The following is a 19,217-nucleotide window of genomic DNA, read 5'->3' as shown; positions in this document are numbered from 1 at the left end:
GCAACCGCCCACATCGGCCGGGCAATCGACCGGGCCAACCGGCCTCGCCCCGTGGGAACGTCGCCGGCCCGACCGGGCCACGGCACCCGCCGTACCGAGGTCCCGGTCGCGCGGGGAACGACGTGCCCAAATCACGCTGGCGGTCCCGGTGCGGCCCGCCGGTCGCGCACACCGCCGACGGCCCGCTGTGGACGTGCGACGCCTGCGGTAGAGACTGGCCCTGCCCGGCGCTGCGAGCGACCCCGACGGACGCGGCCCGTCGCGCGACCCTGATCCCCGAGTTCTCCCGGATCACCCGCCGGGCGATCCGCGACCTGCGCGGCCAGCCCGGCGGACCCGACCCGGTCGCCATCGTCCGCCGTTTCCTCTGGTTTCTGCCGCTCACCGACGAGGAGGCCCGCGCGGTCGCGCTGCGGCTGCGCTGACCGACCGTTCACCCACTCCGGGCGCTCTGACCGCAAGCCTTCCCCGGCATGAACGGCGAAGGCCGCCCCCGCCGAAGCGGGAGCGGCCTTCGACCAGCCCTACGCGATCAGTTTGCGATCATGCGGCGCAGCACGTACTGCAGGATGCCGCCGTGCCGGTAGTAGTCCGCCTCACCGGGGGTGTCGATCCGCACCACGGCATCGAACTCGACGCCGGTGTCGGTGCTGACCAGCACGGTGCGCGGGGTCTCACCGTCGTTCAGGGCGGTCACCCCGGTGATGGTGAACGTCTCGGTGCCGGTCAGGCCGAGCGACTCGGCGGTGACATCCACCGGGAACTGCAACGGCAGCACGCCCATGCCGATCAGGTTGGAGCGGTGGATCCGCTCGTACGACTCGGCGATGACCGCCCGGACGCCCAGCAGCATCGTGCCCTTGGCCGCCCAGTCCCGCGACGAGCCCGAGCCGTACTCCTTGCCGGCCAGCACGACCAGCGGGATGCCGGCCTCCTGGTAGGCCACCGAGGCGTCGTAGATCGAGGTCTGCTCGCCGGTGAGGTGGTTGACGGTGAAGCCGCCCTCCACCCCCGGCACCAGCTGGTTGCGCAGCCGGATGTTGGCGAAGGTGCCCCGGATCATCACCTCGTGGTTACCCCGGCGGGAACCGTACGAGTTGAACTCGTGGCGCGGCACGCCGTGCTCGGCCAGGTACGAGCCGGCCGGCGAGTCCGCCTTGATCGCGCCAGCCGGCGAGATGTGGTCGGTGGTCACCGAGTCACCCAGCTTGGCCAGCACCCGGGCCGCGGAGATGTCGACGACCGGGCTCGGCTCCTGCTGCATGCCCTCGAAGTACGGGGGCTTGCGCACGTAGGTGGAGTCGCTCTCCCAGGCGAAGGTGTCGCCGGTCGGGGTCGGCAGCGACTGCCACCGCTCGTCGCCGGCGAAGACATCGGCGTACGCGGCGCTGAAACCGGTGGCGCCGATCGCCTGGGCGATGACGTCCTGGATCTCGGCGCTGTTCGGCCAGATCTCGCGCAGGTAGACCGGGTTGCCCTCGGAGTCCTCACCGATCGGCTCGTTGGCCAGGTCGATGTCCATCGTGCCGGCCAGGGCGTAGGCGACCACCAGCGGCGGCGACGCCAGGTAGTTCATCTTGACGTCCGGGTTGATCCGGCCCTCGAAGTTCCGGTTGCCCGAGAGCACCGAGACCACCGACAGGTCGTGCTCGTTGACCGCGGCCGACACCTCCTCGGGCAGCGGGCCCGAGTTGCCGATGCAGGTGGTGCAGCCGTAGCCGACCAGGTTGAAGCCGAGCTTGTCCAGGTACGGCGTGAGGCCGGCACGCTCGTAGTAGTCCATGACGACCTTCGACCCGGGCGCCAGGGTGGTCTTCACCCACGGCTTGCGGGTCAGGCCCTTCTCCACCGCGTTACGGGCCAGCAGCGCGGCACCGATCATCACCTGCGGGTTGGACGTGTTGGTGCAGGAGGTGATCGCGGCGATCACCACGGCACCGTGGTCCAGCTCGTACTCGACGCCGTCCGCGCCGGTGACCCGGACCGGGTTGCTGGCCCGGCCACCCGCGCCGACCGCGGCGGTCTCCAGGTCACGCGGCTCGTCGGCCGGGTCGCTGAACTCGTTGGCCGGCGGGTCGCTGGCCGGGAAGGACTCGGCGCTGGCCTCGTCGGCCGGGCCGTTGGCGCCACGCGGCAATTCCTCGCGGGGGACACCCGGCTTGAGGTCGCGCTCACCGACGGAGTCGTCGGCCACGTAGTCGGTCAACGCGGAGCGGAACAGCGTCTTCGCGGCACCCAGCGGCACCCGGTCCTGCGGGCGCTTCGGGCCGGCGAGCGACGGCTCGATGGAGCCGAGGTCCAGCTCCAGGCGCTCGGAGTAGTCCGGCTCGGCGTCCGGGTCGTGCCAGAGGCCCTGCTCCTTGGCGTACGCCTCGACAAGCGCGACCTGCGCCGCGTCGCGGCCGGTCAGCTCCAGGTAGCGGATCGTCTCCGCGTCGATCGGGAAGATCGCCACGGTGGAGCCGTACTCCGGGGACATGTTGCCGATGGTGGCCCGGTTGGCCAGCGGCACGGCGCCCACGCCGGGACCGTAGAACTCGACGAACTTGCCGACCACACCGTGCTTGCGCAGCATCTCGGTGATGGTCAGCACCAGGTCGGTGGCGGTGGTGCCGGCCGGCATCTCACCGGAGAGCTTGAAGCCCACCACCCGGGGGATCAGCATGCTGACCGGCTGGCCGAGCATCGCGGCCTCGGCCTCGATGCCGCCGACGCCCCAGCCCAGCACGCCCAGGCCGTTGACCATCGTGGTGTGCGAGTCGGTGCCGACCACCGTGTCCGGGTACGCCTGACCGCCCCGCTCCATGATGGTGCGGGCCAGGTACTCGATGTTGACCTGGTGCACGATGCCGGTGCCCGGCGGGACTACCTTGAACTCGTTGAACGCGGTCTGACCCCAGCGCAGGAACTGGTAGCGCTCCTTGTTGCGCTCGTACTCCAGCTCGACGTTGCGGGCGAACGCGTCCTCGCGGCCGAACAGGTCGGCGATGACCGAGTGGTCGATGACCAGCTCGGCCGGGGCGAGGGGGTTGACCTTGCTGGCGTCGCCGCCCAGGTCACGTACGGCCTCGCGCATGGTGGCCAGGTCGACCACGCAGGGCACGCCGGTGAAGTCCTGCATCAGGACCCGCGCCGGGGTGAACTGGATCTCCACGCTCGGGGCGGCGGTGGAGTCCCACCCGCCGAGCTGGCGGATGTGGTCGGCGGTGATGTTCGCGCCGTCCTCGGTCCGCAGCAGGTTCTCCAGCAGGATCTTCAGGCTGTACGGCAACCGCGCGTGGCCGTCCACCTTGTCGATCTTGAAAATCTCGTAGCTCGCGTCTCCGACGCGTAGCTGGGTCTTCGCACCGAAGGTGTCGAGGCTCGCCACGTCGTACTCCTTCACACCAGCGACCGTGAGTAGTCCTGAGCAGTCTGTCGCACCGGCCGGGGTGCCGCCGAGGTTAGGTGACACTTACCGCCCGATTCCGCTTCCAACAAAACCGTACGTCCGTCTTGCTATCTGCGCAACCTGGCGTCACGGGTTGGGTGACCCACGACCGCGCCGCCCCGTCGGCTCGGCGGGGTAGGGTCGGGGCCGATTCGGAAGGGGTGCCGAGTGATCGACGTTCAGCACTGGCTCTCGGCGCTGCCTCCGGGCGTGGTCTACCTGCTCGTCGCCGGAGTGATCGGCGTGGAGAGCATGGGTGTTCCGCTGCCCGGCGAGATCGTCCTGGTCAGCTCCGCCCTGCTCGCCGCCACCGGAGTGGTGGAGCCGGAATGGGTGGCCAGCGCGGCGGCGTTCGGCGCCATCGTCGGCGACTCCGTCGGGTACGCCGTCGGCCGACGCGGCGGTCGTCCGCTGCTCGCCCGGCTGGGCAGACGCTTCCCCAAGCACCTGGGCCCGGCGCAGCTCGCCCGTGCCGAACAGAGCTTCGCGCGGCACGGCGTCTGGGCCGTCTTCTTCGGTCGGTTCGTGGCACTGCTGCGGATCCTGGCCGGGCCGCTCGCCGGGGCGCTGCACGTGCCGTACCGCCGCTTCCTGGTGGCGAACGCGGCCGGCGGGTTGGTCTGGGCCTTCGGCACGACGTACCTGCTCTACTCCGTTGGCCGGGCGGCCGAACACTGGCTGAAGGACATCTCCTGGGCCGGGTTGGTCCTCGCGGTGCTCGCCGGGCTCGGCAGCACCTGGTGGCTGCGCCGCCGCGCGCACCGCGTCGCTTCGGCCGACGGCGCTGCCGACATGGAGGCGGCCGAGGTGCCTTCCGGCGGTCAGTCTGTCGGGGCGGCTTCGGGCGGCCACTCTGTTGCGGCGGCCTCCCGTGGTCAGGCGGCTGTGGTGGCCCCCGACGTTGAGCCGACCCGCGCGGGCGAGCACTGACCTAGGCATGCCGAAGGGCCGGACCCTGGTGGGGGTCCGGCCCTTCAGTCTGTGCTGGTGGTTTGTGGGTCAGCTGGTGGCGTAGCCGCGGGTGGCGATCCAGTCGGCGAGGTGCTCGACGCTGATCTGGTAGGCGGCCTGGTTGGGGTCGGCGGAGTCGGCGATGGTGACGGTGTTGCCGTTGTCGTGGTAGCCGACGACGCTGATGTAGTGCCCGCCCTCGTAGGAGTGGGTGTTGCCGTCGGTGTCGGTGCTGGTGCCGGCGATGTTGGCGACCACGGCCCGGCCGTCGTCGACGGTGCGGACGATGTCGGCGCGCAGGGTGTCGGTCTGCTTGGTGTCGGCGTCGGGGGTGCTGATTTCCACGGACCGGTAGGCGTCGTTCTTGCCGGTTTCCTTGTTCAGCACGGGGGTGATGTCGTTGATGGAGTTGGTGCCGGCCTCGGTGGTGCCCATTTCCTTGGCCATGTCATCGACGTTGATGTTCTTGCCCTGCACGGACAGGGCGTTACGGGTGGCGGCGGGCCCGCAGTAGTAGAAGTTCGGCTGGGCTTCGTAGCGCACGCCCAGTTCCCGCTCGCTGTGGCCCTTGCGGTCGGTCTGGGTCTGGGTGGTGGGCTTGCTGGTGGTGGGTGCGGCGAAGGCGGTGGTGACGGGGCCGGCGATGGCGCCGCCGGTGAAGGCGAGGCCGGCGGCGGTCAGGGCGGTCTTACGGATCAGATCGGTACGCATGATGGCGTGCTCCTCTGGCGTCGGGGGTGCCCGCACGGCACTTCAACAGGGGGATCAGTGCGTGCGGGGGAAGTTCGAGGGAGTTCTGCCCGGTGACCCGCAACGAGGGGGTCGGCGTCGGGACAGGGTGTAACCGTTCGCGGTGGCCGGTCATTCCGCCTACCTGCGGGGGTCAGCCGTTGTGGTGCTCGGCCGTTCGGGGGGTGTAACCGTGCAGGCCTGGCGGGTGTTCCCGGCGGGGGCCGGCGCACCATGACCCGGACTGTTGCGGTGGTCTGCCAGGTATAACGACCCGGCCCGGCCGCCGATTCCGCCGCCGGGGTGGCCCCGACCACCCGACACTCAACACCAAACCCGGCAAATCACCCACCTTGCCGGCCCGGCGAACCCGACACGGAGGTCACGACGGCGTGATCCACTCGGGTTCCTGAAAGTCGCGGTGTCCCAGCGCTGGGGATGCCCCGACATCATGAAAGCCGAGTGGATCACTTCGGTACGTCCAGCCCGACTGATGCGGTCCACCTCGCCCTCACCGCCGCCCACTACTCCGCTGGGCGAAGGCGGCCGGTCCGACTGGCCGGACATTCAACGCTAACGGCATGCCAAGGCTGACCAGGCACCGAAACGACGTGAACCGTCGCTTATGAATCGAGTACCTGGTCTGCGGCGCGCTGCCACCAGGCAACATCTAGGCTCTGACCGAGAAGGGTGGATCATGGACGCTGCAATGTGCCGGGCTCTGGCTCCTTCCCCGCCCGGGGTCGGCCGATGAGCGCAGTGGCATTCCTGAACATCGCCATGCACGGGCACATCAACCCGACACTGCCCGTCGTGGCCGAGCTTGTTCGTCGTGGTCACTCCGTCACCTACCACACGACGCCGGCCTACGCCGAGCAGATCGCGGCCACCGGGGCAGGGGTGTTCCTCTACCCCGGGGACGACCTACCGCTCTCCGGCCCGCCGACGCCCCTCACGGTGATGGAGCAGCTTGCGCGTACCGCCGTGCGCGTGCTGCCCGCCGTCCTCACCGATCTGCGGGGCACCCGACCCGATCTGATCGTGCACGACTCCCTCTGCCCGTGGGGGCCGGTGGCCGCCCGCGAACTCGGCGTGCCGCCGGCATCGTCGTTCACCACGTTCGCCTTCAACCGGCACGTGCCCAGCCCGACCCGCGGCTCCTGGGAGTTGCTCGGCGCCGCGGCGGCCCTTCCCCGTCCGACCGTGGGCTATCTGAGGTCCCGCTGGGAGCTGCGCCGCCGGTACGACACCCGCCGGCTGCCCCTGATCGACCTGGCCAACATCCGTCAGCCGCTCAACCTGGTCTACACCTCACGGGCGTTCCACCCCGAGGCGGACAGTTTCGACCAGTCCTACCAGTTCGTCGGGCCCAGCATCGGTGCCCGCCCCGCAGACTCGTCGTTCCCGGCCGATCGACTGCGGGACCCGGTGGTGTACGCCTCGATGGGCACGGTGTTCGACGCCCCGCAGCTGCTACGCACCTTCGCCGATGCGCTCGCCCCGCTGGGTGGCACCGTGATCATGTCCACCGGACACACCGATCCCGCCGCGCTTGGCCCGTTACCGGACAACGTGCTCGCCTACCGTTCCGTACCGCAGCTGGAGGTGCTGGCCCGCGCGGCGCTGTTCATCACCCACGGCGGGGTGAACAGCGTCAACGAAGCCCTGTACGCCGGCACCCCGATGCTGGTGGTCCCGCAGGGCGCCGACCAACTGCTGGTGGCTTCCCGCATCGTCGAGCTCGACGCCGGCCTGTCGATCCGTACCGAGGACGTCACGGTGGAGGTCGTGCGGGCCCTCGCTCAGCGCCTGCTCGACGAGCCTCGATTCCGCGCCGCCGCGAGCACCCTGCAGGCCGCCCAGCGTCAGGCGGGCGGCTACGTGCGTGCCGCCGACGTACTCGAGCACTTCGTGCAGCAGACCGGCTCGGTCACTCGGCCGGGTGCCGTCGATCTGCCACCACAGGGCTGACCGATGTCTCCCGTCGTCGCCATCCTGCTGCTGGTCGCCGGGCTGTCCGAGGCCGCCGGGCGTCTCCTGCCGGTGGTGGCACGCCTGTCCGGCGTGTCGCACGTGCGGGTGGTCAGCCTGTTGCTGGCGGGCGCGATCGTCGACGGCGCGGTGTTCGCGCTCTGGCCGCTGTCCGCGTGGGCCGTTACCGGTCTGGTGCTGCCGACCTCGGCGTCCGACGAGGCCGCGCTGGTCTGGACACCCGGCCTGGCTGCGCCGCTGGTGCTTGCCGGCGTCCTCGCGTTCCCGCTTCTCGGGCCACTGCTGCACCTGTTGCTCATGGTCGGGGTGGGGGCCGGCCTCGCCGGTGCACTCGCCACGGTGGCCGGGGTTGGCTGGTGGGAGGCCGCCGGCTGCGTAACGATCGCGGGAATCGGGCTCGGCGTCTCCGTCGAGGCCGTTCGCCGCCTCGTCGTGAAGCTCAACACCAGACGAGCACCGGAGCCTGTCGCGTGATCGGACTGGCGCTCCTGCTGCTGCTCGGCGGGCTGGGACTGGTGCTGATCGCCGAGGCCCTGCTCGCCCGCTACGAGGTGCTGGTCTACGCCGCAGGATGGCGCACACCCACCATCGCCCGCCCCGAGGGCATGTCCTACGCCCGCGGGGCCGATCCGGACCGCCCTCCGGATGCCTACCTGGTCTATCTGGACGGCATCGGGAAACGCCGTTTCCACGACACCCGCGATGGTGGCCGACTGGTCAAGAGCCTGATCAACCGCGCGCCGGAGCTCAGGGTGCTGGGCCAGGTGCAGCCCTACTCCCCGCTGGCCGTGCCGCTCGCCGACCGGCCGGTCTGGACCTGGGTGCGCCGCCACATCGGGCTGCTGCTGTTCCTGCACAACGTGATGCAGATCTTCGTCGCCGCCGACCGCCGCTACCGCCCCCTGTACAACCGTGCCGTCGGTGCACAGATCGCCACCGAGCTCCAGGTCGCCGGTTACCAGCCGGACAGCGGCATACCCGTGGTTTTGCTCAGCTACAGCGGTGGCGCCCAGGTCGCCAGCGGCGCGGTGAACGAACTGTGGTCCCAATTACGCACTCCGCTCTGGCTGATCACTCTCGGTGGGTTCCACAACGGTGCCAACGACATCACCCACGCCCAGCACCTCTACCGGCTGACCAGCGCCGGCGACTGGATCGAGCGAGTCGGCACCTGGATCTTTCCGCAGCGGTGGCGGCTGTTCCGCTGGAGCGGATGGAACCGGGCCGACCGCGAAGGCAAGATCACCGTGCATCGGCTCGACCCCGCCACGCACATTGGTCCCCGCAGCTACATCGCCCCGGAGGCTCGCCTACCCGACGGGCGCAGCCACCTCGACCGGACCACCGACACCGTGCTCGCGCTGATCCGGGATCGGCTCAGCCTGACGGCGGAGACCGACGGCCCGCTGCCCTGAACGCTCACACGTCGGCATTCAAACCGGCCTGCTGATTCGCCTCCGTCTGGGGGAGCCCGGAGATCTGGAGCAGTTGACTGACGACAACCCGCAGTTGCGCGACGACGACAGCCCCGGAGGACCCGACACCCTCGGCACACGCCTCGTCGATGTCACTGATCACCTGAAGCGCTCGCTCCCGCGCGCGGTCCGGCTCTCGTCCGGCCAGGAAGTCACGATGCAGAAGCCTGAACGCCTGGCCGAAGTGCTCGATCGCCGTGGAGAGACCGGCCGGCAGCGTCTCCCGGGCGTGTAGTGCCGACACCGCCCACTGCACCATCTCGCGGCTGCTGGTGTAGGCGAGTTCCAGGTGTTCGGCCGCCCGCGCGTACCGACGCAGGATGCCCAGCCGTCTCCTCCGCCACGGTGAGAGAATCGCGACTTCGCATGCTGCGGCGACCACATCGCCGGTGTTCCGTCGTTGCGCCTCTGCCGCACGCAGTCGCTGTAATGCATCCTCGGCCTGCCGCGCGTCGCGCTGAGCCAGAGCGTTGGCGATGGCTGTCATCTCCCGGGCGATGGCATCGACTGTCGGGCCAGCGGCGCGGTGCACGATCCGCACCGGATTGAGCGGCAGGATCAGCAAGGCCACCACGATGGCCACCACCACACCGACCAGCGCATTCGCCGTCCGGGGCACGGCCAGGTCCGGCCGGTCCGGAGACACTGTGCCGAGCAGGACCGCGGTGCTTCCCGCCTGCACCATGACGGCGCCGTTGCCGCGAAAGACGGCTGCCGCCGAAATGGCCAGTGCCACGACCACACCGGTCTGTATTGGTCCCGCCCCGATGAACCGTACGATCCCGTTTCCGACCAGCACCCCCAGGAACACCCCGGCGAGAAGTTCCAGAGTGCGACGAGCCCGATTGCCGACGGCCGCCGCGATGGTGCCGACCGCGGCGGCGGGTGCGAACAGCGGCTGCGGATTGTGCAGCACGTCGCTGGCAACAAACCAGGCCAAGCCGGCGGCCAGCCCCGCCTGCACCGCGAGGATGAGGTAGGTGCGAAGCCGTTCATAGGCTTCCCGGCCTTCGCGCAGCGCACTCTCCGCCGGTCGGGCACCCCGACGTCTGCCGCGCACCTCTCACCCCCACCACCGATCGGCTCTCCCACGATCGTCGTACGGCGGCGAACGTCGGGTGCGAGAGATCCCCAATCTGATGCAGCAGCGACGGAAGCCTCCGCATCCGCACACGAGGGGTATTCGGCCCGAGGGGTGGGTCAGCCGGCGTCGAGTAGTTCCAGGACGGCGTCGCGGGCGGCCAGGACGGCTGCCTCGGATTGCGGGCCGTGGTTGAGGATTTCGAAGGAGTGCTGGCCGTCCGGCACCTCGATCACCTGCATCGGCCAGCCCTGGGCGGTCGCTGCGGGGAGGAACGCGTCGATGCCGGCCAGGACCGGCGGGATGTCCCGGCCGGCGCGGGTCAGCACCAGTGGCACGCCGGTGCCGGAGCTGAGTGCCTCGACCGGCAGGAACCGGGCGTCGACCTCCCAGCCGGGGAACGGGATGAGCAGCGGGTACGTCAGTGCGATCCCGCGTAGCCATGGCGGCGGGACGCGCAGCCAGTCGGCCGCGAAGAGGCCGCCACCGGAGAAGAACCACAGCACCACCCGCTCGGGGTCGACCCGCGGATCGGCGCGGACCTGCTCAACCATGGCGGCGATGTCGTCGGCGGCGGCGGGCAGCGCCGACAGGTCGGACACCTGGTAGCTGACCAGCGCGGTGACCACGCCGCTCGCGGCGAGCAGCGCTCCGTAGCCGCGGTAGAGCAACCAGTCGCGGGGGTCGGGCGCGTCGGGTGGCAGCGGAGCGCCGTGCACCACCACGACGGCGGGCGCGCGGCCGGCGTCGGTGGGCAGGTGCAGGTCGACGTTGCCGTGTCGTTCGACCGGCGCGGTCGGAATGGACAGGACGAAGGGCCGCTGTGCGACGGGCGTCGTCATGGCCGCATCGTATCGATCATCAACCGGCCTGGCTGCCCCAACAATGATCTACAGAGGACGGTGGGTCAGGCCGGGTCGCCGGGTTTCGCGGCGTCGCCGGCCTGGGCGTGCCGTTCCAGCAGCCGCTGCCGGATCTCCTCGGGGGTGTACGCGCGCCGACGCCGTTCGGCCCGCGCGATGACCACACCGGAGGCCGCGACGCCGGCGAGCCCGGCCAGCCCGAGAACCTTCCACCACCGCATTCGTTGCCGCATCGGCCTAGGCTAGACCCTCATGAGCATCAGCCTGGATGAGGCCGTCGAGTTGACCCGCACCGGTGACGTGTGGGTGTTCCGGGGTCGCAGCGTGCCGGACCGGGCGATCCAGTTCACCACCAACAGCCCGGTGAACCACGTCGGGATGGCGGTGGTGCTGGACGACATGCCGCCGCTGATGTGGCACGCGGAGTTGGGCAGGTCATTGCCGGACCTGTGGTCGGGCAGCCACCAACGCGGCGTCCAGCTGCACGACCTGCGGGACGCAGTCTGCGTCTGGGCCAACCGGTACGGCCAACGGGCCTGGCTGCGGCAGCTCGACCCGCCGGCCGACGCGGAGATGGAGCGGGCGGTGCTGCGGACCATCGCGCGGTTGGACGGCACGCCGTTCCCGTCAACCGCCCAGTTGGCGTGGCGCTGGGTGCGGGGTCGGGTGCCGGCGCTGCCGAGCCCCGGCCGGCTTCCCGCGCTGCCGCACCTCGGTCGGCTGTCGGCGCTGTCACGCCTCGGCCAGCCGGCACCTCGACCAACCTCGACCGACCGCCCCAACCCGGCCGACCGCGCCAACCCCTCCAGTCCGGCCCGGTCGGCGGGGGAGCGGGACCGGGCGCTGGAGACGGCGTACTGCGCCGAGGTGGTGGCGGTGACCTATGAGGCAATGGGGTTGCTGCCGGCGGGCCGGCGTCCGAACTGGTATGACCCGGGGCGGTTCTGGAGTGGGGACGACCTGGGTCTGGCCGCTGACGCCCGGTTGGGTTCCGAGATCGAGGTTCAGGTACCGCCGCGCTGAGGTTTGACCTGGGCGGCGACCGGCAATTGCTGTGACCGTGAACGCCTCCACGGATCTTGACACGTTGGCCGACTTCTTCGACCGGTACGGCGTGGCGTTGACCTCCGGCGACCTGCCGGCCATCGCCGGCTGTTACGCCCTGCCGGGGCTGGTGGTGGCCGACACCTACAGCTTCTCGTTCACGTCCGCTGCGGCGGTGGCGCTGTCCTTCGTGGGCGCCGCACCCGACTACCAGGACCGGGAGTTGGTCGCGGCCCACGCCCGGATCGAGGACGTGCAGCCGGTGTCCGCGCTGTTGACGATGGTGGCGGTGGAGTGGGAGTTCCTGGACAGTCGGGGGCAGGCGGTGCCGGGGGAGCGGTACCGGTACCTGCTGCGTATGTCGGATGACGGACCACTGATCTGCACTGTCGTCCGGACGGGCTGACCGACGGGGGCCGGTCGGCCCGATCCGTACCCGGCCGGTTTCCGGTCCGTGCGGCGGTGGCTACGCTGTCGCGTCGGTGGGGACGAGGGGAGACCTGATGGCAGTGCGGCCGGACGGTGCGGCAGATTCGCGGGCGGCGCGGGTATTGGCGTCGGTGCCATGGATCGTGGTGCTGCTCGGTGTGTGCGCGCTGGTGGTGCTCCTGGTGATCGCGCTGTTGTCGTTCCGGACCAGGGAGCGGGACGCGCCGCCGCAGGCCGCGCCTCCGACGTTCCTGCCGACAGTGCCGGCCGCCGCGTCGGCCACCGGCGGGCCGACTCCGGCCGCTGTGGAGCGGCGCTCGGTGTCGCCGCGACCGTCACGCAGTAGTCGTACGCCGTCACCGCGGGCCACCGTCACCGGCTCGCCGACTCCGGGGCGGACGAGCGTCCTGATGGCCCCGTCGGCGGACGACACGGTCAGCGCCCGGTACGAGGTCGGTACGAACGGCTGGGACGGGGACGCGGCGGTGCTCGCGATCGCCAACGAGTCGAGTCGGTCGGTGGACTGGCAGGTGGAGTTGGTGTTCGACGACGACACCTGGACTCTGCGGGTGAGTGAGGACTCGGGCGTCTCGGTGCGAGGGCGTGGGCACGGGGAGTTCGTGTTGCGCGGGACCAGTTCGCTGAATGCGGGTGACTCTCGGACGCTGCGGCTGCGCGTCGGCTGGGGTGACTCGGCGCAGCGACCGGTCAAGTGCACGATCAACGAGGTCGACTGCCGGATCGGCTGAGCCAGCGCTGCATCGCAAGACCGTCGCACCGCAAGACGCCGCACCGCAAGACCGCCGCGCCGGCGCACCGCTGCACCGCTGCACCGCTGCACCGCCAAGGCTTTCCGGGCCGGGCCGCCGATCGCTACGCTGCGCGGACGGTCCGCTGAAGGAGGTACATGTCCGGCATGCGCCGTGTTCCGCGCCCGCCACACGGTCCGGTGGCGATCGCCACGTCGCCCTGGATCGTGGTCGGCGCCGGTGTCGTCGTGATGGTGGTCCTGCTCATCGTGGCCCTGGGCGCGTACCGGGGACGTAGCCCCGCGCCGGACGGCGCGCAACCGCCGGCGCTGCCGGTGCCGTCCGCGGTGGTGGCGCCGAGCGTGCCCACCTCGGTGCCGTCTCCGGCGCCGGTGCTGCCGGGGATATCCGGCCGTGCGAGCGGGCTGCCGCCGAGCGCCGCCGGGTCCGGTTCACCATCGGCTGACCCGACGGTCGGTCCGATCGGGAAGCCGACGGCGACGCGGTCGCCGAGCCGGGCCGCGCCGGTACAGCCGGCGATGACCGGGCGGTACCGGGTGGTGCAGAGCTTCGACGGGGGTTTCATCGGCGAGGTGGCGATGGTCAACACGTCCGCCCGGAGCCGCGGTTGGACGGTGCGGTTGGAGTTCTCCGGTGGACGGCTGGTGACCGCCTGGGTGGAGGGCGTCCCGCAGGGGACGGTCCGCCAGTCAGATGACGGCTTCACGTACGTCAGCGGGGTCGAGGTGTCGCCCGGCGGTTCGGTGTCGTTGCGCTTCCACATGGAGCGGGCGTCCAGCACGCCGAGGGAGTGCACTGTGGACGGGGTTCGCTGCGACGGGCTCTGAGCGGCACTTCCGCAAGGATGCTGCTTTGTTGCGACCATGTTTGCAAGGTATTGCAGAATGTTTCGGCAAGGGTTAGCGTGCGGCCAATCAGCGACCAGAGGAAGGCGTCGATGAAACCCCCGCCGATACCGCGCACTGCCCTGCTGGCCCTTGCCTCCCTGCTCACCGTCACGCTCGTCGGCGCTCCGGTCGCCGTGCACCCCGCCGCCGCGGCCCCCCGGCCGTCCGACGGCGCCGCACTCGCGATCGGCGGCGCGACCCAGTGGCGTGACGAACCCACCGCCGAGGCGCTGCTGAAGGCCGGCGGCAACTCCGCCCGAGCCGAGCAGTTCTACTTCGTCCTGCCAGACCGGTTCGCCAACGGAGACCCCCGCAACGACCGCGGCGGCCTCACCGGCGACCGGCTGCGGACCGGCCTCGACCCGACCGACAAGGGCTTCTACCACGGCGGCGACCTCAAGGGCGTCATCGACAAGTTGGACTACATCCAGGGGATGGGCACCACCGCCATCTGGCTTGCCCCGATCTTCAAGAACCGGCCGGTGCAGGGTGCCGGCAACGACATCTCGGCCGGCTACCACGGTTACTGGATCACCGACTTCACCCAGGTGGACCCGCACTTCGGCACCATGGACGAGATGAAGCGGCTGGTCAAGCTCGCTCACCAGCGCGGCCTCAAGATCTACCTTGACGTGATCGTCAACCACACCGCCGACGTGATCAAGTACGCCGAGGACAAGTACGCGTACGTGGACAAGGCGACCTCGCCGTACACCGACGCGCAGGGCCGGGCGTTCGAGGACCGCAACTACGCCGACGGCTCCCGGGCGTTCCCGCCAGTCGACAAGGAGTCCTTCCCGTACACGCCGACGTTCGACGAGCCGAAGGACGCGAGCGTCAAGGTCCCCGCCTGGCTGAACGACGCCACCATGTACCACAACCGGGGTGACTCCACCTTCGCCGGCGAGAACAGCGAGTACGGCGACTTCTTCGGCCTCGACGACCTGTGGACCGAACGCCCCGAGGTGGTCCGGGGTCTGACCAAGGCGTACGGGGACTGGATCGGCGCGACCGGCGTCGACGGCTTCCGACTGGACACCGTGAAGCACGTCAACATGGACTTCTGGCCGCAGTTCAGCCAGGGCATCGAGCGGGCCGCCGAGAAGGCCGGCAAGAAGGACTTCTTCATGTTCGGCGAGGTGTACAGCGCCGACCCGGAGATCAGCTCCAGCTACGTCCGCCAGGGTGGCCTGCCGGCCACCCTCGACTTCGCCTTCCAGGAGGCCGCGCGGGGCTTCACCGCCGGCGCCGGCTCCGCGAAGGCGCTCGCCGACGTGTACGCCCGCGACGACCTCTACGCGGCCCGGGACACCGACGCCGGCCGGTTGACCACGTTCCTCGGCAACCACGACATGGGCCGGATCGGATCGTTCATCGCCGGTGGTGGCAGCGACCCGGCCAGCCACCTGCGTCGTGACCAGCTCGCGCACCAGTTGATGTTCCTGACCCGTGGCCAGCCGGTGGTCTACTCCGGCGACGAGCAGGGCTTCACCGGCCCGGGCGGCGACAAGGACGCCCGCCAGGACATGTTCGCGTCGAAGGTTCCCGACTACCTCGACGACGACCTGCTCGGCACCGACCGCACGCACGCCAGCGACCAGTTCGACACAGCCCACCCGTTGTACCGGACCATCGCCGACCTTGGCCGGCTGCGCCAGGCCCACCCGGCGTTGCGCGACGGTGTGCAGGTCACCCGGTACGCGGCCGACGGGCCCGGCGTCTTCGCCGCCTCCCGGATCGCCCCGGCCGACCGTACCGAGTACGTGGTGGCCGTGAACAACGCCGACAGCCCGCAGACTGTCACGGTGGACACCTGGTCGGCCGGCGCCACCTTCACCGGCATCTACGGCGGCTCGGGCGACGAACACGCCAGCGGTGACGGGGAACTGACCCTCACCGTGCCGCCGCTGTCGGCGGCGGTGTACCGGGCCGGCAGCCCCATCGCGCCCGCGGCCGACAAGCCGACCATCACCATCACCAGCCCGGCTCCGGACGCGTCGGTCGCCACCCGGGCGGCGGTCACCGCCCGGGTGACCGGCGATCCGCTGGCCACCGTCACCGTCGCGGCCCGGGTGGCCGGCGGCCGGTGGACGCTGCTGGGCAGCGCCGACCACGCCCCGTACACGGTGCAGCACGACCTGACCGGCCTGGCCGGCGGCACCCCTGTCGAGTACAAGGCGGTGGTCCGCGACGGCCGTGGCCGTACCGCCACCGCCCGGTCCACCGCCGTGGTGGGGACCCCGGTGCAGGGCAGCTCCCGGGAGTGGGCGGTGGTGCACTACCAGCGTCCCGCCGGGGGGTACGACGACTGGGGGCTGTACGCCTGGGGAGACATCGACCCGGCGTACGTCACCGAGTGGCCGAAGGGGCAGCCGTTCGCCGGGGAGGACTCCTACGGCCGGTTCGCCTGGGTGAAACTCAAGCCGGGCGCGACGTCAATGAACTTCCTGGTTGTCGACAAGGCTGGTACGAAGGACGTCGCCCAGGACCGCAGCATCGACGTCACCCAGACCGGCGAGATCTGGCTCAAGCAGGGCGACCCGGCAATCTACCCGAGCCGGCAGGCGGCCGCCGGTGAACCGGACCCGCCGGTCGAGGAGGGCACCGCCGTGCTCCACTATCGGCGGGCCGACGGCAACTACGACGGCTGGGGCCTGCACCTGTGGGACGGCGCGGCCAACCCGACCGAGTGGTCCGCCCCGCTGCGGCCGACCTCCGTCGACGCGTTCGGGGCGGTGTTCCGGGTGCCGCTGGCGGCCGGTGCCACCGGCCTGAACTACATCATCCACCAGGGCGACACCAAGGACCTGCCCGACGACCAGCGGCTCGACTTCGCCAGCGCCGGCCGGGAGGTGTGGTTGCTCGCCGCCACGCCGGGCCGCCTGCTGCCGTCGACGGCCACCACGGCCAGCGGAGACACCGACATCAACAAGCAGAAGGCGCACTGGATCGACAGGTCCACGGTGGCGTGGCAGACCCCGCCGACCGACGGCAAGACGTACGCGCTGGTCACCGCGCCCACCGGCGGGGTCAGCGTGGTCGACGGCGAGCTGACCGGCACGTACACCACGTTGCCGCTGCGGGCGCAGCGCAACGGGCTCACCGAGGCCCAACGCGACACGTTCCCGCACCTGTGGTCGTACCGTAGCTTCGCCCTGGACCGGGCGGACCTGGCCAAGGTCCCGGCGGCGCTGCGGGGGCAGTTGCTGGTCACCGAGCGCGACGCCGAGGGCGCGCTGCTCGCCGCGACCGGCGTGCAGATCCCCGGCGTGCTCGACGACGTGTACTCCCGGGCGGCCGACGCCACCCTCGGGCCCACCTTCGTCGGCCGGACGCCGAACCTCGCGCTGTGGGCGCCGACCGCCCACAGCGTGCGACTGCACCTGTTCGACTCGCCCACCGCCGCGCCGAAGACGGTGCCGATGCGCCGCGACGACCGCACCGGCGTCTGGTCGGTGCGCGGCGACCACGGCTGGACCGGCAAGTTCTACCGCTACGAGGTGCGGGCGTGGCAGCCGGCGGCACAGCGGATGGTCACCGCGTCGGTGACCGACCCGTACTCGGTGGCCCTCGCCGCGGACTCCACGCACAGCCAGCTCGTCGACCTGAACGACAGGGCGCTGGCCCCGACCGGCTGGCGCACGCTGCGCAAACCGGCACCGGTGCCGGCCGCGAAGGCGCAGATCACCGAGCTGTCCGTGCGGGACTTCTCCATCGCCGACGACACAGTGCCGGCCGAGCGGCGGGGGACCTTCCTCGCGTTCACCGACCCGGGAACCGCCGGCATGACCCACCTGCGGGCGCTCGGCGACGCCGGGGTCACCCACCTGCACCTGCTACCGGCGTTCGACTTCGCGACGATCCCGGAGAAGCGGGCCGACCAGCGCAAGCCGGCCTGCGACCTGGCAGCGCTGCCGCCGGACTCGGCCGAGCAGCAGAAGTGCGTGGCGGCGGTCGCCGAAACCGACGGCTACAACTGGGGGTACGACCCGCTGCACTACACAGTGCCCGAGGGCGGTTACGCCGTCGACCCGGTCGGCGCGGCGCGGACCACCGAGTTCCGGCGGATGGTCGCCGGGGTGAACGACGCCGGGCTGCGCGTGGTCATGGACGTGGTCTACAACCACACGTCCGCGGCCGGCACCGACGCGAAGTCGGTGCTCGACCAGATCGTGCCCGGCTACTACCACCGGCTGCTGGAGGACGGCACGGTGGCCAACTCCACCTGCTGCGCCAACACCGCTCCCGAGCACGCCATGATGGGCAAGCTGGTGGTCGACTCGCTGGTCACCTGGGCCCGACAGTACAAGGTGGACGGCTTCCGCTTCGACCTGATGGGTCACCACCCGAAGGCGAACATCCTGGCCGTCCGGGCGGCCCTGGACCGGCTCACCGTCGCCCGCGACGGCGTGGACGGCAAGGCGATCATGCTCTACGGCGAGGGCTGGAACTTCGGCGAGGTCGCCAACGACGCCCGTTTCGTCCAGGCCACCCAGGCCAACATGGCCGGCACCGGCATCGGCACCTTCAACGACCGGCTGCGCGATGCGGTGCGCGGCGGCGGACCGTTCGACGAGAACCCGAGGGTGCAGGGTTTCGCCTCCGGGCTCTACACCGACCCGAACGGCGACGCGGTCAACGGCTCACCGGCCGAGCAGAAGGCCCGGCTGCTGCACGCCCACGACCTGATCAAGGTGGGGCTCACCGGCAACCTGCGCGGCTACCGGTTCACCGACACCGCCGGGCGTGAGGTCACCGGGGATCAGGTGGACTACAACGGCTCCCCGGCCGGCTACACCGCCGCACCGGGGGAGGCCGTCACCTACGCCGACGCGCACGACAACGAGATCCTGTACGACGCGTTGGCGTACAAACTGCCGCAGGCCACCACGGCGGCGGACCGCTCCCGGATGCAGGTGCTGGCGCTGGGCACTGTGGTGCTGGGACAGGGCACCGGGTTCGTCACCGCCGGCACCGAACGGCTGCGGTCGAAGTCGTTGGACCGCAACTCGTACAACTCCGGTGACTGGTTCAACCAGATCCGCTGGGACTGTGCACGGGGCAACGGGTTCGGTGCCGGTCTGCCGCCCGCGCCCGACAACGAGGACAAGTGGTCGTACGCGAAGCCGCTGCTGGCCGACCCGGCGCTGGTGCCGGACTGCGCGGCGATCAACACGACCGACGCCCGGTACGCCGAGTTGCTGCGCATCCGGGCGTCGTCGCCGGTGTTCGGGCTGGCCACCGCCGAGCAGGTGCAGCGGCGGGTGGCGTTCCCGCTGTCCGGCGCGCAGGAGACACCGGGGGTGCTGACCATGACCCTCGACGCCAGTGGGCTGGGCGGGCCGTGGAAGTCGCTGACCGTCGTCTTGAACAGCACCCCGTCGGCGGCCAACCAGACGGTGACCGAACTGCGCGGAGCGGACGTGGCACTGCACCCGGTGCTTGTCGACTCGGTCGACCCGGTGCTGCGTACCGCATCGTTCGACCGGGCGGCCGGCACGTTCACCGTACCGGCGCGCAGCGTGGCGGTCTTCGTCCAGAAGTGACGTGAACCGGCCCCCTTCCG

15 protein-coding genes are annotated in these 19,217 nt (G+C 70.8%); 10 read left to right on the top strand and 5 right to left on the bottom strand.

Going from position 1 to position 19,217, the window contains the following annotated elements:
- Window positions 1–122: 122 nt before the first annotated feature.
- On the top strand, window positions 123–425 hold the full coding sequence (locus tag MED15_RS20540; protein WP_112736689.1) for a hypothetical protein: 303 nt from the start codon (window positions 123–125) through the stop codon (window positions 423–425).
- Between the two features lie 107 nt (window positions 426–532).
- Here MED15_RS20540 and MED15_RS20535 read toward each other — a convergent pair whose 3' ends face one another.
- A complete protein-coding gene (locus tag MED15_RS20535) occupies window positions 533–3,385 on the bottom strand; it encodes an aconitate hydratase (protein ID WP_112700350.1) in 2,853 nt (950 codons plus the stop codon).
- 213 nt (window positions 3,386–3,598) lie between these two features.
- Between MED15_RS20535 and MED15_RS20530 the strand changes: the two genes are divergently transcribed.
- Window positions 3,599–4,360, top strand: a complete 762-nt coding sequence (locus tag MED15_RS20530) for a DedA family protein (protein WP_244220521.1) — start codon at window positions 3,599–3,601, stop codon at window positions 4,358–4,360.
- A 69-nt stretch (window positions 4,361–4,429) separates the two neighbouring features.
- On the opposite strand, the gene MED15_RS20525 is transcribed toward MED15_RS20530, so the two are convergent.
- Window positions 4,430–5,092, bottom strand: coding sequence for a C39 family peptidase (locus MED15_RS20525; protein ID WP_112601131.1), 663 nt, complete (start codon window positions 5,090–5,092; stop codon window positions 4,430–4,432).
- Window positions 5,093–5,860: 768 nt separating this feature from the next.
- Here MED15_RS20525 and MED15_RS20520 point away from each other — a divergent pair.
- From MED15_RS20520 to MED15_RS20510, 3 genes are read left to right on the top strand one after another with little or no spacing between them, the layout of a single operon-like run.
- The gene (locus tag MED15_RS20520) at window positions 5,861–7,081 is read left to right on the top strand and encodes a macrolide family glycosyltransferase (RefSeq protein WP_112736687.1); all 1,221 of its coding nucleotides are present in this window, start codon (window positions 5,861–5,863) and stop codon (window positions 7,079–7,081) included.
- A gap of 3 nt (window positions 7,082–7,084) precedes the next feature.
- The gene (locus MED15_RS20515) at window positions 7,085–7,576 is read left to right on the top strand and encodes a hypothetical protein (RefSeq protein WP_112582940.1); all 492 of its coding nucleotides are present in this window, start codon (window positions 7,085–7,087) and stop codon (window positions 7,574–7,576) included.
- Complete coding sequence (locus MED15_RS20510; RefSeq protein WP_112582941.1) at window positions 7,573–8,517, top strand: hypothetical protein; 945 nt, start codon at window positions 7,573–7,575, stop codon at window positions 8,515–8,517. Before MED15_RS20515 ends, MED15_RS20510 begins: the two co-directional genes overlap by 4 nt.
- Before the next feature lie 4 nt (window positions 8,518–8,521).
- Here the strand turns inward: MED15_RS20510 and MED15_RS20505 are convergent, their stop codons facing one another.
- The 3 genes from MED15_RS20505 to MED15_RS20495 all read right to left on the bottom strand — a co-directional run bounded on the left by MED15_RS20505 (window position 8,522) and on the right by MED15_RS20495 (window position 10,754).
- Window positions 8,522–9,541 carry an FUSC family protein gene (locus MED15_RS20505; protein WP_244220520.1) on the bottom strand — a complete coding sequence of 340 codons (1,020 nt, stop codon included), beginning with the start codon at window positions 9,539–9,541 and terminating at the stop codon, window positions 8,522–8,524.
- A 236-nt stretch (window positions 9,542–9,777) separates the two neighbouring features.
- Window positions 9,778–10,500 carry an alpha/beta hydrolase gene (locus MED15_RS20500; RefSeq protein WP_112736685.1) on the bottom strand — a complete coding sequence of 241 codons (723 nt, stop codon included), beginning with the start codon at window positions 10,498–10,500 and terminating at the stop codon, window positions 9,778–9,780.
- A 65-nt stretch (window positions 10,501–10,565) separates the two neighbouring features.
- Window positions 10,566–10,754 carry a hypothetical protein gene (locus tag MED15_RS20495; protein WP_112582944.1) on the bottom strand — a complete coding sequence of 63 codons (189 nt, stop codon included), beginning with the start codon at window positions 10,752–10,754 and terminating at the stop codon, window positions 10,566–10,568.
- Window positions 10,755–10,773: 19 nt separating this feature from the next.
- Here MED15_RS20495 and MED15_RS20490 point away from each other — a divergent pair, with 19 nt between their 5' ends.
- From MED15_RS20490 to pulA, 5 genes are all read left to right on the top strand, one after another.
- Window positions 10,774–11,544: a hypothetical protein gene (locus MED15_RS20490; protein ID WP_112582945.1), complete on the top strand. Its 771-nt coding sequence runs from the start codon at window positions 10,774–10,776 to the stop codon at window positions 11,542–11,544.
- Between the two features lie 37 nt (window positions 11,545–11,581).
- The gene (locus MED15_RS20485) at window positions 11,582–11,971 is read left to right on the top strand and encodes a hypothetical protein (RefSeq protein WP_112583299.1); all 390 of its coding nucleotides are present in this window, start codon (window positions 11,582–11,584) and stop codon (window positions 11,969–11,971) included.
- Between the two features lie 97 nt (window positions 11,972–12,068).
- The gene (locus MED15_RS20480) at window positions 12,069–12,743 is read left to right on the top strand and encodes a hypothetical protein (protein ID WP_146766737.1); all 675 of its coding nucleotides are present in this window, start codon (window positions 12,069–12,071) and stop codon (window positions 12,741–12,743) included.
- A gap of 167 nt (window positions 12,744–12,910) precedes the next feature.
- Window positions 12,911–13,591: a cellulose binding domain-containing protein gene (locus MED15_RS20475; RefSeq protein ID WP_112725171.1), complete on the top strand. Its 681-nt coding sequence runs from the start codon at window positions 12,911–12,913 to the stop codon at window positions 13,589–13,591.
- A gap of 110 nt (window positions 13,592–13,701) precedes the next feature.
- Window positions 13,702–19,197, top strand: coding sequence for a pullulanase-type alpha-1,6-glucosidase (pulA, locus tag MED15_RS20470; protein WP_112736681.1), 5,496 nt, complete (start codon window positions 13,702–13,704; stop codon window positions 19,195–19,197).
- Window positions 19,198–19,217 lie beyond the last annotated feature (20 nt).

The sequence above is a fragment of the Micromonospora noduli genome (assembly GCF_003264475.1).
In the GTDB taxonomy this organism is placed as follows: Bacteria; Actinomycetota; Actinomycetes; order Mycobacteriales; family Micromonosporaceae; genus Micromonospora; species Micromonospora noduli.
Note: the sequence above shows the minus strand (reverse complement) of the source record. Positions and strands in the feature narration are given on the sequence as shown.

What these genes read in the sequence shown, in the direction of transcription:
- MED15_RS20490 (WP_112582945.1), top strand. Translation starts at nt 10,774, where the DNA reads ATGAGCATCAGCCTGGATGAGGCCGTCGAGTTGACCCGCACCGGTGAC.
- MED15_RS20525 (WP_112601131.1), bottom strand. Translation starts at nt 5,092, where the DNA reads ATGCGTACCGATCTGATCCGTAAGACCGCCCTGACCGCCGCCGGCCTC.
- MED15_RS20480 (WP_146766737.1), top strand. Translation starts at nt 12,069, where the DNA reads ATGGCAGTGCGGCCGGACGGTGCGGCAGATTCGCGGGCGGCGCGGGTA.
- MED15_RS20475 (WP_112725171.1), top strand. Translation starts at nt 12,911, where the DNA reads ATGCGCCGTGTTCCGCGCCCGCCACACGGTCCGGTGGCGATCGCCACG.
- MED15_RS20515 (WP_112582940.1), top strand. Translation starts at nt 7,085, where the DNA reads ATGTCTCCCGTCGTCGCCATCCTGCTGCTGGTCGCCGGGCTGTCCGAG.
- MED15_RS20500 (WP_112736685.1), bottom strand. Translation starts at nt 10,500, where the DNA reads ATGACGACGCCCGTCGCACAGCGGCCCTTCGTCCTGTCCATTCCGACC.
- pulA (WP_112736681.1), top strand. Translation starts at nt 13,702, where the DNA reads ATGAAACCCCCGCCGATACCGCGCACTGCCCTGCTGGCCCTTGCCTCC.
- MED15_RS20495 (WP_112582944.1), bottom strand. Translation starts at nt 10,754, where the DNA reads ATGCGGCAACGAATGCGGTGGTGGAAGGTTCTCGGGCTGGCCGGGCTC.
- MED15_RS20520 (WP_112736687.1), top strand. Translation starts at nt 5,861, where the DNA reads ATGAGCGCAGTGGCATTCCTGAACATCGCCATGCACGGGCACATCAAC.